The sequence below is a fragment of the Caballeronia sp. LZ008 genome (assembly GCF_031451435.1).
GTDB classification, from domain to species: Bacteria; Pseudomonadota; Gammaproteobacteria; order Burkholderiales; family Burkholderiaceae; genus Caballeronia; species Caballeronia zhejiangensis.
The window spans coordinates 449101-462522 of record NZ_JARUXK010000003.1; the positions used below are offsets into that span (position 1 = coordinate 449101).

The window sequence follows — 13422 nt, forward strand, 5'->3', positions numbered from 1 at the left end:
CGATCTATTGCCCATGTTGCGACATGGCGCCGAACGCCGCAAGCCGCCGCCGCTTTCTTGCGCTCGCGGGTCAAAGCGCCGCCGCGCTCGCGCTCTTTCCGCATCTCGCATACGCCGATAACGACGTACCGTCCATCGCCTACGATTCCGTCCCCGACCCTGTACGCCTGCCTCGCGATATGTACTTCGGCGAATGCTCGGGCGTGGCGTTGAATTCGGCCGGGCATATCTTCGTGTTATCCCGCGGCAATAGCACGGGTCCCGCTTATGGCGCCGCCGCCGCGCAACTGCTCGAATTCGATCGCAATGGACGCTTCGTGCGCGAAATCGGCCATAACCTTTATGCCTGGTCGTTCGCCCATACTGTGAAAGTAGATCGGCAAGACAATGTCTGGGTAACGGACAAGGGCTCGGACATGATCATCAAGTTCACGCCTGAAGGCCGCGTCGCGATGGTGTTCGGTCGCAAGCAGGAAGCGTCGGACGAAGAGACTGCGCCGCTCAAGCATCCGAATCCGCCGCTGCCTTCGGAGCCGGGGCGTTTCCGGCAAGTCACCGACGTCGCGTGGGACGCATCGGGAAATACCTATATCAGCGACGGATACATCAACTCGCGCGTCGCGAAGGTCGACAAGGACGGCAACTGGCTCAAGTCGTGGGGCGAGCGCGGGAAGGAGCCGGGGCAATTCCATACGCCGCATAGCATTGCTGTCGATAGAAACGGGCTTGTCTATGTCGCCGATCGAAGCAACCGGCGCATTCAGGTATTCGACCGCGAAGGCAATTTTCAGCGGCAATTCACGATCGATGTACCCGTGCCGCCCGATGCGCGTCCGGCTATCGGCAACATGCCCGACGAAGCGGCGATAGCAGCGGGAACATTTGCGCCGGGTTCACCTTGGGCCATTTGCATTTCGCCGGGGCCGAATCAAGTGCTGTATTCCGCCGATGCGTTTCCCGGCCGGATTTACAAGTTATCGCTCGACGGAAAATTGCTCGGCGTACTCGGACGATCCGGCAAGCAATTGAAGCAGTTCGGATGGATTCATGAAATGGCGTGTCCTTCAGAAGGCACTTTGTTCGTCGCGGAGTTGCTCAATTGGCGCGTGCAGAAGCTCCTACTGCATGGGTGATCGCATCACTGCTTCGAGGGCTTCGATCGCATCGACATAATGGGCTTGGGCTGCGCGTCGCATCGATCTTCGCGCCACGCGCGCAACGTATCGAGCGCGACGGAATTGCGCACATAGCGATGCCACACGAATGCGAGATCGAAGATCAGGATCGCGAGCCACCACGCATAGAGAAAGAAAGCGCCACCAAGCACGACGGGCCACAAGGGTTTGCCCGCGAGATCGCCCCATAGTCTGACGCCCACGATCAGCACCATCATCAGCGTGCCGAGCGCGACGAGAATACGCCGTCCCCAGTGCGGTTTGCGCGGCGCGAGCCAGCCGCTTATTGCGCAGACGAGGCCCGCAAGTACGAAGACCGCCTTGCCGACGACAGGATCGGCGCTATCGCGATGCAGGATATCGGCGAACGGGCTCGCGAGAAAAGCCGCCACGCCGCTCAACAGCACGAACCAGAAGATCAGCGCACCCGCGACGAACGACAGTAGCGCGACGATGCGCCAACGCAGCCATGCGGCCGTGCGATTTGTGCCTCGCGCCTTGACGAGACGCGGAAGGCGTGCGGCAACCGTCGTTCCCATCAAAAGGCAGGCGAGCGCGAACACCGAGCGCGTGAGATAGATGAATTCGGGCGCGGTGCTCGTGCCGCCCGCGCCCGAATCGGAAGTTGCGGTGACAGCTTTATAGATGAAGAACACCGCGAGCAGATGCAGCGCGAAGCTCAGAAGATAAGGAATTGCCGTGCTCACGATGCCGCGAAAATGCCTGTTTTGAGGGGTTTTCGCGGTGCTTCGGTCGAGCACGACGTTCTCGATGAAGTGGCCGAAGACATCGCCGTCGGTCCAGTAATCGGTGTGCGCTTTCCCCGGCAGCCAGTAGCGCGAAAAGCCAATGTCATGCACCGGCTCGAATTCGAATGCGAGACAACCATGACGACCGAGATAGGCGCGCGCCGTATCGAGTGCGAAGCCGACGGGATCGCCGAAGTCATAATAGTTGCGCCACCTGATGCGTGAAGGCAGCGTGATCGGGCCGCCTGGACGCTCGATCTGCGTGACGGCATCGCCCTTGCGTTCGCTCCTTAGCGCCATGCCTTCCCATAGCTTCGGCCATAAAAGGATGTGCTTGTCGATCGGCGAGCCGATGGTCATGAAGCCACGCAGACTCTGCACCCAGTCAGTACCGATGATCTGCTTGCCGTCCTTCGGGTCGATGACGGTCGGTCTCGATAGCGCCTGCAGGATGCCGAGAAAACTGATCACGGTCCCTTCGCTATGCGCGACGATATACACCTCGGGCGCACACTGACAACGCGCGGTGGCGAGCGCGACAAGCCGCTCCATCACACGATGAAAGCGAAAGACGATGGTCTCTCGATGCTGCCTGAAATCCGCGACGAGCTGCACGTCGCCGACATAATCGCGCAGCATCGGCGCGAGATCGAACTTGAAAATGCCGGCTTTCTCCGTCACCGCGAGCAGGCTTTGCATGACGGCCACCGTTTCGACGATCTCTTCGACGACGCCCGACGCGAGCGAAAAGTCCGCGGGTTCGAGCTTGCGTTCATCGACGTTGAGCATGTAGGTCGCTTGCGCGCGACTCACGATCGACAGTCCCCACGCCTTGCTCTCTTCGAGCGTGTCGTCCTGCTTCACGACTTCGCGCGGAATGTCGGCCCAATACACTTCCGCGAAACCGAGCGCCGAATAGAAGTCGCGTTGCTCCGCGGTATAGGGACCGCCCGGCGGCAGATCGAGCTGGCGCACGTCGACTTCGCCGACGCCCGCGATATCGAAGTAGCCGAGTGGCATCACGGGAAGCGGCGGGTCATAACGCGCGCCGAACTGGCTCGCGACCGAGCGCACCGTGTCACTGTGCAACTGATTGCCGATGCCGTGTATCGCGACGACGATCTTCTGCACGCGCGGCGCTGTCGGCAGTTCGGGCGCGGGCGTCGTTTGCGATGATGCGTCCATGAGCGTCTCCCGATGACGGTTCGTCAGCGCTTTTCACGTACACGGCTTTGCGGCTTCGGCAGCGGCCCGGCCGCTCGAAGCAGATTAGTTCATTTTTTAGACAATAGTGCGAAATGATCGGCGCCGTGTTTGCACTTTGCATGCATGATGCCGAATGCAGGATGCAACAGCGGTCGATTGCATGCCCGAGAGTTCAGCCGCCGTGTGCAAGTCCTGTTTCCATTGCCACGCCGTTCCACAGATGCATCGCCGCATACGCTCTCCAGGGCCGCCAGCGTTCGGTACGCGCGCGCTGCTGGGCGGGCTTCACAAGCGATGGGTCGCGGCGCGCGATCGCCTGCATCAGGACGAGATCGGCTTCGGGCCAGGCGTCGGGATCGCGCAGCGCACGCATCGCGACATAGCCGACGGTCCACGGTCCGATGCCTGGCATGGCGAGCATGTCTCGTTTCACGCGTTCGGGATCGGCGCCGGGTTCATCGAGAGGAAGCGCGCCGGTTGCGACCGCGTGCGCGAAACGCTGCACGGTCTCGATGCGCTTGGTCGGCATGCCGATCTTCTCCAGATCCGCTGCGGCGAGTTCGGCGGGCGTCGGAAAGCGCCACCCGGTGCCCTCATGCGGATGGCCTTCGATCTTTTTGCCCGCGCGCTGCACGATGCGGTTCATGATCGTCGACGCGCCTTTGACGCTCACCTGCTGCCCGACGATGGTCCGCACCACAAGTTCGAAGCCGGACCACGCACCCGGCACGCGCAGGCCGGGCGCGGCTTCGACGAGCGGGGCGAGCACCGGATCGCCGGCGAGACAGCGAGCGATTTCGTGCGGATCGGCGTGCAGATCGAACATGCGCGCGAGGGGCGCGGCGAGGTCGCCGGCGTGCTGCGCCACCGCACCCTCGACATTCACGACGAGCCGATGCCTGCGTTCATGCGGCCGGACTTCGACGGTGCCCTCGGCGCCTTGCCATTCGATCGCGCGCCGATACACGCCGTCCTCGACCGACTCGACGCCCGCCGACGCGCGACCGCCGATAAATTTCAGCATCCGCGTCCAGTCGAAAGGCCGCTTGAAGGGCAGCTCGAGCGTGGCGGTCGATGTGCTGATGGTCGAATGCATTTTGAATGCCGAATGCGCGATGGTCGAATGAATGCGAATGTTACTCCGGCGAACCGGATGCCCGTCGCGGCGCCAAGCTCATTCTTCGCTAACCCTCGGCGACGACAATGCCTCACATCGACAGCAGCTAGTCCATCTCAGCCAACCGAAGGAGCCGAACATGAACGTCATCTCGATCAGCATCGTCGCCATCGTCATCACCGCTGCGCTCGCGGCCATCGCGCCGGTCACGCACTTCACGCAGCGTGAGATCGCCGTGCTGAGCGCCCATGCCGCGAACACGCGCGCCGAAGTCCAAATCGGCTCGGGTACCGGACTGACGGCGTGATCGATGCGCCGATCAGCGGCGCGTCGCCAGTTCCATCGTGCTCGCGTTGAGCATCTGTCTGAATTCGGGATCGTGGGAAAGAATCTGGCGCGCGCTCGTGAGCAGTTGCGGGCGACGCTCCCACTGATCGGAGCGCACGACGCAGCGCGCGAGCACATCGCCGTAGATCGCATCAAGCCCTTCGCGGTCGTGCGCCGTGGTGAGTCGGGCGATGCGGACTTTCTCGTCACGCGTGAGTCCGCGTGTTAGACAGTCGACGGTCTCGCGGTCCATTCCCGCTTGGGCAGTGTCGAAGTCCGTCGAGAGATAGAAAGTAATGCTCGTGATGACGAACGTCGCGCCGAGTGCGATGCATGCCCCTCGAATCTTGGTCATCGTTTTCCCCGATGGTAGGCTCTGACGCCCTTCGCGCCATACCTTACCTTCCGCGAAATCACGCGACCGTTCTATTCGCTACCGCCCGTCCGGCGTCGGCTTGGCCGTTGAGCGCTTTCTCGATGGCGCCGGCTTCACCGTCGTCAACGTGCGCTCCGCGAGCACCGCATCGCGCTTGGAGAGCAAATGCTTGCGCAGGATCTCGCCCATGCGTCGGCTATCGCGCGTTTCGAGCGCTTCGATCATTTCTTCGTGATCGCGAATCGCGCTGTCCCACTTCGGTGTCTGGAAATTCGAACGAAAGCGCAATGCCATGAGACGCCGGTTGATCGATACGTAGGTCTGACGCAAGGCCGTATTGCGCGCCGCTTCGTTGATCTTGTCGTGGATGGCCTGGTTGCGGCTGTAGTAGCCGGAGAGATCGTTCTGCGCGCGGCACGAGAGCATCGCGTAATGCAGCGCCTTGATCTCGGCGATCTCCAGCGGCGTGATGCGCTCGCACGCGAGTTCGCCTGAGAACGCCTCCAGCCCGCTCATCAATTCGAACATCTCGCGAATCTCGAACTCGCTCATCTGCGATACCGACGCGCCCCGGTTCGGCGAAATCTCGATCAGCCCTTCGGCCGCGAGCACCTTCAACGCCTCGCGCAGCGGCGTGCGCGAAATGCCGAGCGTCTCACACAGCTTGCGCTCGTTGAGCTTGACGCCGGGAGCAAGCAAGCCTTCGACGATGAAGCCGCGCAAGTGATCGACGACGGTGTCGTGCAGACGCAGGCGCTCTAGCTTCGGGAGCGAGGACGAAACGTGCACCTCGGGTAAATCGGGATTTTGCATTCAATACCTCGCAATCTATTTGCGGCAATTTTAACGCAGTGTCAGCGGAAAAAACCGCCAGCGGGTTATCCCTAGGCCGTTCGGCCTATGTATTCCTTTACCTGCGGTGCTCGCTGCGTTATTGTATTTTGCATGCAAAATTACATTTACAAGGACGCGGACCCCATGTTGAAGCTCGATTTCCATCCTGCTGGCCGTCACTTCCTGCAGATCCCGGGGCCGAGCCCTGTGCCCGATCGCATCCTGCGCGCGATGAGCTATCCGACGATCGATCACCGTGGGCCGGAGTTCGGCGCGCTGGGTCTCAAGGTGCTCGATGGCATCAAGAAGATCTTCAAGACGAGCCAACCGGTGGTGATCTATCCGGCATCGGGCACGGGCGCATGGGAAGCGGCGCTTTGCAACACGCTCAGTTCCGGCGACACGGTGCTGATGTATGAGACGGGCCACTTCGCAACGCTATGGAAGAAGATGGCCGAGAGCCTCGGGCTGAAGCCGGAGTTTCTCGGTCTGCCCGGCATCGAAGGCTGGCGGCGCGGCGTACAGGCCGACATGATCGAGAAGCGTCTGCGTGACGACACGAATCACGCTATCAAGGCCGTGTGTGTCGTCCATAACGAAACGTCGACGGGCGTGACATCGGATATCGCCGCCGTGCGACGCGCGATCGACGCCGCGAAGCATCCCGCGCTGTTGATGGTGGACACGATCTCGGGTTTGGCATCGGCTGACTATCGTCACGATGAATGGGGCGTCGACGTGACCGTTTCCGGTTCGCAGAAAGGTTTGATGCTGCCGCCGGGGATCAGCTTCAATGCGGTATCGGAGAAGGCGCGCGAGGCGTCGAAGCGCGCCACGTTGCCGCGCGCATTCTGGGATTGGACCGACATCATCGAGATGAACAAGCAAGGCTACTGGCCTTACACGCCGAACACGAACCTGCTCTACGGCCTCTCGGAAGCGCTCGACATGATCCTTGGCGAAGGGCTCGACAACGTGTTCGCGCGCCATCAACGGCTCGCGGCCGCGTGCCGCGCGGCGGTGAACGCGTGGGGACTGGAGATTCAATGCGCCGATCCCGCCGTGTATTCGCCGGTGCTGACGGGCGTGATGACACCCGAAGGCGTCGATGCCGATGCGGTGCGCAAGCTCATCTACGAGCATTTCGATCTGTCGCTCGGTACGGGGCTCGGCAAGGCGAAGGGCCGCATGTTCCGCATCGGTCATCTCGGCGATTGCAACGACCTCACGCTGATGGCCGCGCTCACCGGTTGCGAGATGGGACTGAAGCTCTCGGGTATCGCGTTGAAGGACAGCGGCGTGGCGGCGGCGATGGACTATCTGACGAGCCACGTCGCGAAGCCCGCGTTGAAGGCGGCCGCATGAGCGCCGCGTTCGACGCCGATGCGCTCGCGCGGCTTCTCGTCGACGCGCGCGCGCATCGGGCGAAGCTCGACGCGCTGCCCTTGGGCGCACGTCCGTCCGACGCCGACGATGCCTACGCGGCGCAGGACGCGACGCTGCGTGCGCTGAACGCAGACATCGGCGGATGGAAGGTCGGCGCGAAGACGCACGACGGGCCGATCCAGGGTGCACCGCTTCCCGCCGATGGCATGCATAAAACCGGTGCGCGTCTCTCGATGCTCGCGTTCGGCAAGGCCGGTCTCGAACTCGAAGTGGCATTCAGGATCGGCCGGCGCTTCGAACCGAACAGCGGACCGTATAGCGATGAAGACGTGGTCGCTGCGATCGAGTCCGTGCATGCGGCCATCGAAGTGGTCGCGAGCCGTTTCGCCGCGTGGCCCGATGTCGAAAAGCCGTGGCAACTCGCCGATTTGCAGAATCACGGCGCGTTGATCGTGGGCGAGGGCGTGCCTTACGACGCGGCGTTCCCGTTCGTATCGCCCGCGATGGCGTTCACGTTCGACGGCGCGTCGCTTTTCGACGGCGTTCCGGCGAATCCTGCGGGCGACCCGCGGCGCCTGCTCGCGTGGACGGTCAATCACAGCGTGGCGCGCGGGCTCGCGGTCGAACGCGGGACCGTGCTCACGGCGGGTTCTTACACCGGCATGGCGTTTCCGGATGTGCCCGGCACGGCCATCGGCGCGATCGAAGGCTTGCCCGCCGTCGAATTGCATTTCGCATAACGCATTCATAAGGCCAGGAACCGCAAGGCACTCCGGCACTCACCGACAGCGACGATGCTCAATTCCCCCACAGACCGGCTCGTCAAGCCGATTCATCTGATGCCCGCTTCCGCGCGTGCGCGGGTCGCGTCAACGGCGACACCGCTGCAGGCGCGATTGCAGCGCGAGCTGAAAGGCGATGTGTTGTTCGATCGCGCATCGCGCGGACGCTATGCGACCGATGCGTCGATCTATCAGATCGTGCCGCTCGGCGTCGTCGTGCCGAAGGATCAGGACGACTTGCGCGTTGCGTTGCAGATTGCCCGCGACAGCCGCGCGAGCGTGCTGGCGCGCGGCGCAGGCACGAGCCAATGCGGGCAGACAGTGGGCGAAGCGCTCGTCATCGACACGACGAAGTGGCTCAACAACATCATTCACTTCGACAAGGACGCGCGCACGGTCACGGTCGAACCGGGCGTCGTGCTCGATCACCTGAATGCGTGGCTCAGGCCGCATGGCCTCTGGTTTCCGGTGGACGTGTCGACGAGCGCGCAATGCACGATCGGCGGCATGGCGGGCAACAACTCGTGCGGCTCGCGATCGATGGAATACGGGATCATGGTGCATAACGTCGACGCGATCGACGCGATCCTCGCCGACGGTCACGAAGCGCGCTTCGGCAAGCTGTCGTCGATGACGACCGATGCACGCATGCGCGATCTCGTCGATGGCGTGCGGGGCATCGCCATGCGCGAGCAACAGCAGATGCGCGAACGCATCCCGAAGGTGCTGCGACGCGTCGCGGGTTACAACCTCGATCTCTTCGATTGTCAGAGCCCGCTTGCATTCACCAACGACGGCGAGCCGAATCTTGCAAACCTTCTGGTCGGCTCCGAAGGCACGCTCGCGTTCAGCCGTCAACTGACATTGACGCTCGCGCCGTTGCCCGCGCACAAAACGCTCGGCGTCGTGAACTTCCCGAGCTTCTACGATGCGATGGACATGACGCAGCACATCGTGAAGCTGGGGCCGGTGGCGGTCGAGTTGGTCGATCGCACGATGATCAACCTCGCGATGTCGAATCCGGCGTTTCGTCCCGTCATCGCAAAGGCTCTGGTCGGCGAGCCGGAAGCGATTCTGCTCGTCGAGTTCGCGGGCGCGGATCGCGATACGCAAGTAGCAAAGCTTGCGCAGCTCGTCGAGTTGATGAGCGATCTCGGCTTGCCGGGATCGGTCGTGCAAATGCCCGATGCGGGGCCGCAGAAGGCCCTGTGGGAAGTGCGCAAGGCCGGTCTCAACATCATGATGAGCATGAAGGGCGATGGCAAGCCGGTGTCCTTCATCGAAGACTGCGCGGTGCCGCTCGAACATCTCGCCGAATACACCAGCCGATTGACCGATGTATTCAGGAAGCACGGAACCGAAGGAACGTGGTACGCGCATGCGAGCGTCGGCACGCTGCATGTGAGGCCGATCCTCGACATGCGCCGCGACGGGGCCATCAAGATGCGCGCGATCGCCGAAAAAGCCGCGGCGATGGTGCGCGAATACAAGGGCGCGTTCTCGGGTGAGCACGGCGATGGTCTGTGCCGCGGCGAATGGGTGGCGTGGCAATACGGCCCGCGCATCAACGAGGCATTTCGCGAGATCAAGCGGCTCTTCGATCCGGAGAACCGGCTGAGCCCTGATCGCATCGTGGCGCCGCCGAAGATGGATGATGCGCGCAACTTCCGCTTTCCGCCTTCTTATCGCGAGCGTGGATTGACCCCTCGTCTCGACTGGTCGGCATGGAACGTCACCCGCGATCCATTGACGGGCGAGCACGGCGTGCCGGGATCGGGCGGCGATCTGTCGGGCGGGCTCGCGAAAGCGGTCGAGATGTGCAACAACAACGGCCATTGCCGCAAGTTCGATGCAGGCACGATGTGCCCGAGCTATCGCATCACGAAGGACGAGCAGCATCTCACGCGCGGCCGTGCGAACACGTTGCGGCTCGCATTGTCGGGACAATTGGGCGATGACGGCCTCGCGAGTCAGGATGTGAAGGACGTCCTCGATCTATGCGTCTCGTGCAAGGGTTGCAAGCGCGATTGCCCGACCGGTGTCGACATGGCGCGCATCAAGATCGAGGCACGCGCCGCATGGACGCAGCGTCATGGCGTTCGATTGCGTGAGCGCCTGATTGCGTTCCTGCCGCGCTATGCGCCGTATGCGAGCCGCATGCCTGCGCTGTCGCATGTTTTCGAATCGAACATGCCGGGCGTGGCGCGCTGGCTGAAGTCGAAACTCGGCCTCGCGCGGCAACGTGCGTTTCCACGTTTCGAAAAGCCGTTTCTCGCGAATGCCACGGACAAACCGGTTGCGTCTGCAACTAACGAAGTCCTGCTCTTCGTCGACACGTTCAACAACTACATCGAACCCGAGAACGCGCGCGCAGCCAAGCGCGTGCTCGAAGCGGCAGGCTATGCGGTTCATCTGAACGTGAAGGCGGGCGAGCGGCCGCTCTGTTGCGGGCGCACGTTTCTTTCCGCCGGTCTCGTCGATGAAGCGAAGGTCGAAGCACGCCGCACGCTCGACGCACTCATGCCTTATGTCGAGCGCGGCGTGATGATCGTCGGCCTGGAGCCTTCATGTCTGCTCTCGCTGCGTGACGAGTTTCTCGGGTACGGCTATGGCGATGCCGCGCGCAAGCTGTCGCAAGCGTCGTTTCTGTTCGAGGAATTTCTCGTGCGCGAAGAAGCGGAAGGGCGATTGCAACTGAAGCTCAAACCGCTCGGTCGATCCAAGGCTCTGTTGCACGGACATTGTCACCAGAAGGCATTCGATGCCGTGCGTCCCATCGAGAAAGTGCTCGGCTGGATTCCGGGGCTCGATGTGAGAACGATCGAATCATCATGCTGCGGCATGGCGGGCAGCTTCGGATATGAAGCGGAACATTACGACGCATCGCAGGCGATGGCGGAGTTGTCGCTGCTGCCGGCTGTTCGCGCCGCACACGATGCGCTGATCGTGGCGGACGGCACGAGTTGCCGTCACCAGATCGCGGATGGTGCACAACGTGAGGCGCTTCATGTCGCGCGAGTTCTCGCCATGGCGCTCGATGCGATGGATTGAAAAGAGCAGGACAAGCGTTTCATTCACCGAAGCAAAAAAAGCGGACATCGACGAGCCGCGATCAGGAGACGAACCATGACATCACCGCGCAAACCACGCATTCGCAAACTGCGCCGCAGAACGCAATAGGCAGGCTCATACCGAGCTGCAGTCCTCATCCGACGTATTCACGTGAAGTTCCGCATGCCGTGACATCGGGCGCCTTTCGACATTCGAAGGTGGCTCGCGCACGCACGCGGCCAACAAGGAGACGATGATGTTCCGTCGAGCCACGACGCGCGTTCTACTATTGCTATGCGCGATGTATTTCATCACCTATATCGACCGGGTCAATGTCAGCACGGCGGCGGCCCAGTTCGGCGCGGAGCTTGGCCTCTCGCACACGCAAGTCGGTTTCGTGTTTTCCGCCTTTGCGTATCCGTATCTCGTGTTTCAGATCATCGGCGGATGGGTCGGCGACCGGTTCGGACCGCGGCGAACGCTCACGCTATGCGCAATCATCTGGGCGGGCGCCACCGTCCTCTCCGGTCTCGCGGGCGGCTTCGTGTCGCTGATCGTGGCTCGCGTGCTGCTCGGCCTCGGTGAGGGCGCGACCTTTCCGACCGCGACGCGCGCAATGTCGAACTGGATGCCCGCCGATCAGCGTGGTTTTGCACAAGGCATTACGCATGCAGCATCACGCATCGGCAATGCAGTGGCGCCGCCGCTCATCGTCTGGCTGATGGTCGCGACGAGCTGGCGCGGCGCGTTCATCATCACCGGCGTCATCAGTTTCCTTTGGGCGCTCGCATGGGTCTTCTATTTCCGCGATAACCCACGCGATCATCCGCGCATCACGGAAACAGAATGCGCGACGCTCGCGACGTATTCGGGTGTGAAGCAACGCACGCCTGTGCCGTGGCGCACGCTGCTCGGCCGCATGGCGCCCGTCACGGCCGTGTATTTCTGCTATGGCTGGGTCCTGTGGCTCTTTCTCGGCTGGATTCCGCAATACTTTCTGCACAGCTATCACATGCAGCTCGGCAAATCGGCGCTGTTCGCCTCGGGCGTGTTCTTCGCTGGCGTACTCGGCGACTGGCTCGGCGGCTCGCTCACCGATCGCATCCTGAGAAAGAGCGGCAATGTGCGGCTTGCGCGCAACGTGATGGTCGGCGTGTGCATGCTGCTGACGCTGCTCTCGCTCGCGCCGATCATGCTGATCTCCAATATCTCCATCACGCTCGCGGCGGTGTGCCTCTCGGCCGGCTTCTTCTTCAACGAAATGACGATCGGCCCGATGTGGTCCGTGCCCATGGATATCGCGCCCAAGCATTCGGGCACCGCGGCCGGCATCATGAATTCCGGTTCGGCGCTTGCGGCGATCATCAGCCCGGTCGTGGGCGGCTGGCTGATCGACCGCACAGGCAACTGGAACCTGCCGTTCACCGTGTCGATGATCCTGATGGCGGCCGGCATCGTCCTTTCGTTCATGATGCGCCCGGACCGTGCTCTGGAAGTCGAAGAGGAAAAGAGCGACGCGGCAGACACCCGCAAGTTCGTCTGACTCTGCGCACGCGGCGGTTCGGTGCATTTTGCATGCATTGAACCGCATCGAATAAAGCATTCAGCATGCAGCATTCAATTCTTGGAGGCGACGTGGCGGAACCATCCATCCTGATCGAGCGTGACGGCGATATCGCGACAGTCGTGATCGACCGGCCCGAGAAGCTCAACGCAATGACCAAGCACTTGTGGCGCTTGCTCGGAGAGACCATCGAGACGCTTTCCGGCGACGACACGCTGCGCTGCATCGTGCTGCGCGGCGCGGGCGAGAAAGCGTTCTCGCCGGGCAACGACATCGCGGAGTTCCGCACGGATCGCTCGAACGTCGAACAGGCGCGTACGTACGGCGCGATCATGCATCGCACTTTGCATGCATTACGCGAGTGCCGGCATCCTATCGTCGCGATGATTCATGGCATCTGCGTCGGCGGCGGTCTCGAGATCGCGGCGATGTCCGATCTGCGCATTTGCGGCGAATCGAGCCGCTTCGGCGTCCCCATCAAGAATCTCGGCCTCGTGATGGCGCATGCGGAAATGGAAGGGCTCGTGCGTCTTGCGGGGCCTGCCGTCGCGCTCGAGATTCTTCTCGAAGGACGCATCTTCGATGCAAAGGAAGCGCTTGCAAAAGGACTCGTCACGCGTGTCGTCGCGGATGGGGAAGTGACGGCGCACGCGTATGAAACCGCGCGGCGCATCGCGGACGGCGCACCGCTCGTCGCGCGCTGGCACAAGCAGTTCGTGCGCCGCGTGATGGAGCCTCAGCCGCTTACCGACGAAGAGCGCGATGAAGGCTTCGCATGCTTCGGCACTGAGGATTTTCGCATCGGCTATCAGGCCTTCCTCGACAAGATCAAACCGCAATTCAAGGGACGTTGAC

Annotated in this window: 11 protein-coding genes; 7 read left to right on the forward strand and 4 right to left on the reverse strand. The window is 62.3% G+C overall.

Annotated features, from left to right (window positions below; all coding sequences use genetic code 11):
• Positions 1-23: 23 nt before the first annotated feature.
• Complete coding sequence (locus QCE49_RS21155) at positions 24-1133, forward strand: peptidyl-alpha-hydroxyglycine alpha-amidating lyase family protein (RefSeq protein WP_284508347.1); 1110 nt, start codon at positions 24-26, stop codon at positions 1131-1133.
• 5 nt (positions 1134-1138) lie between these two features.
• On the opposite strand, the gene QCE49_RS21160 is transcribed toward QCE49_RS21155, so the two are convergent.
• The gene (locus QCE49_RS21160; protein ID WP_008347821.1) at positions 1139-3109 is read right to left on the reverse strand and encodes an MFS transporter; all 1971 of its coding nucleotides are present in this window, start codon (positions 3107-3109) and stop codon (positions 1139-1141) included.
• Positions 3110-3302: 193 nt separating this feature from the next.
• Positions 3303-4226 (reverse strand): DNA-3-methyladenine glycosylase, encoded by a 924-nt coding sequence (locus tag QCE49_RS21165; protein ID WP_250457218.1) that lies wholly within the window; start codon positions 4224-4226, stop codon positions 3303-3305.
• A gap of 160 nt (positions 4227-4386) precedes the next feature.
• On the opposite strand from QCE49_RS21165, the gene QCE49_RS21170 reads away from it, so the two are divergent.
• Positions 4387-4554: a hypothetical protein gene (locus tag QCE49_RS21170; RefSeq protein ID WP_250457220.1), complete on the forward strand. Its 168-nt coding sequence runs from the start codon at positions 4387-4389 to the stop codon at positions 4552-4554.
• Positions 4555-4566: 12 nt separating this feature from the next.
• On the opposite strand, the gene QCE49_RS21175 is transcribed toward QCE49_RS21170, so the two are convergent.
• Together QCE49_RS21175 and QCE49_RS21180 are read right to left on the reverse strand one after the other, a co-directional pair.
• Complete coding sequence (locus QCE49_RS21175) at positions 4567-4929, reverse strand: hypothetical protein (protein WP_250457222.1); 363 nt, start codon at positions 4927-4929, stop codon at positions 4567-4569.
• 78 nt (positions 4930-5007) lie between these two features.
• On the reverse strand, positions 5008-5763 hold the full coding sequence (locus tag QCE49_RS21180) for a GntR family transcriptional regulator (protein WP_250457224.1): 756 nt from the start codon (positions 5761-5763) through the stop codon (positions 5008-5010).
• A 165-nt stretch (positions 5764-5928) separates the two neighbouring features.
• On the opposite strand from QCE49_RS21180, the gene QCE49_RS21185 reads away from it, so the two are divergent.
• The 5 genes from QCE49_RS21185 to QCE49_RS21205 all read left to right on the forward strand — a co-directional run bounded on the left by QCE49_RS21185 (position 5929) and on the right by QCE49_RS21205 (position 13421).
• Positions 5929-7149 carry an alanine--glyoxylate aminotransferase family protein gene (locus QCE49_RS21185; protein ID WP_008347825.1) on the forward strand — a complete coding sequence of 407 codons (1221 nt, stop codon included), beginning with the start codon at positions 5929-5931 and terminating at the stop codon, positions 7147-7149.
• Positions 7146-7910 carry a 2-keto-4-pentenoate hydratase gene (locus QCE49_RS21190; protein WP_250457225.1) on the forward strand — a complete coding sequence of 255 codons (765 nt, stop codon included), beginning with the start codon at positions 7146-7148 and terminating at the stop codon, positions 7908-7910. Before QCE49_RS21185 ends, QCE49_RS21190 begins: the two co-directional genes overlap by 4 nt.
• Positions 7911-7964: 54 nt before the next feature.
• Positions 7965-11003, forward strand: a complete 3039-nt coding sequence (locus tag QCE49_RS21195; RefSeq protein WP_250457226.1) for an FAD-binding and (Fe-S)-binding domain-containing protein — start codon at positions 7965-7967, stop codon at positions 11001-11003.
• A 253-nt stretch (positions 11004-11256) separates the two neighbouring features.
• Entirely contained in the window at positions 11257-12546 is a 1290-nt protein-coding gene (locus QCE49_RS21200; protein WP_008347831.1) for an MFS transporter, read from the forward strand.
• Between the two features lie 65 nt (positions 12547-12611).
• Positions 12612-13421 carry an enoyl-CoA hydratase/isomerase family protein gene (locus tag QCE49_RS21205; RefSeq protein ID WP_284504127.1) on the forward strand — a complete coding sequence of 270 codons (810 nt, stop codon included), beginning with the start codon at positions 12612-12614 and terminating at the stop codon, positions 13419-13421.
• Position 13422: the final 1 nt, after the last annotated feature.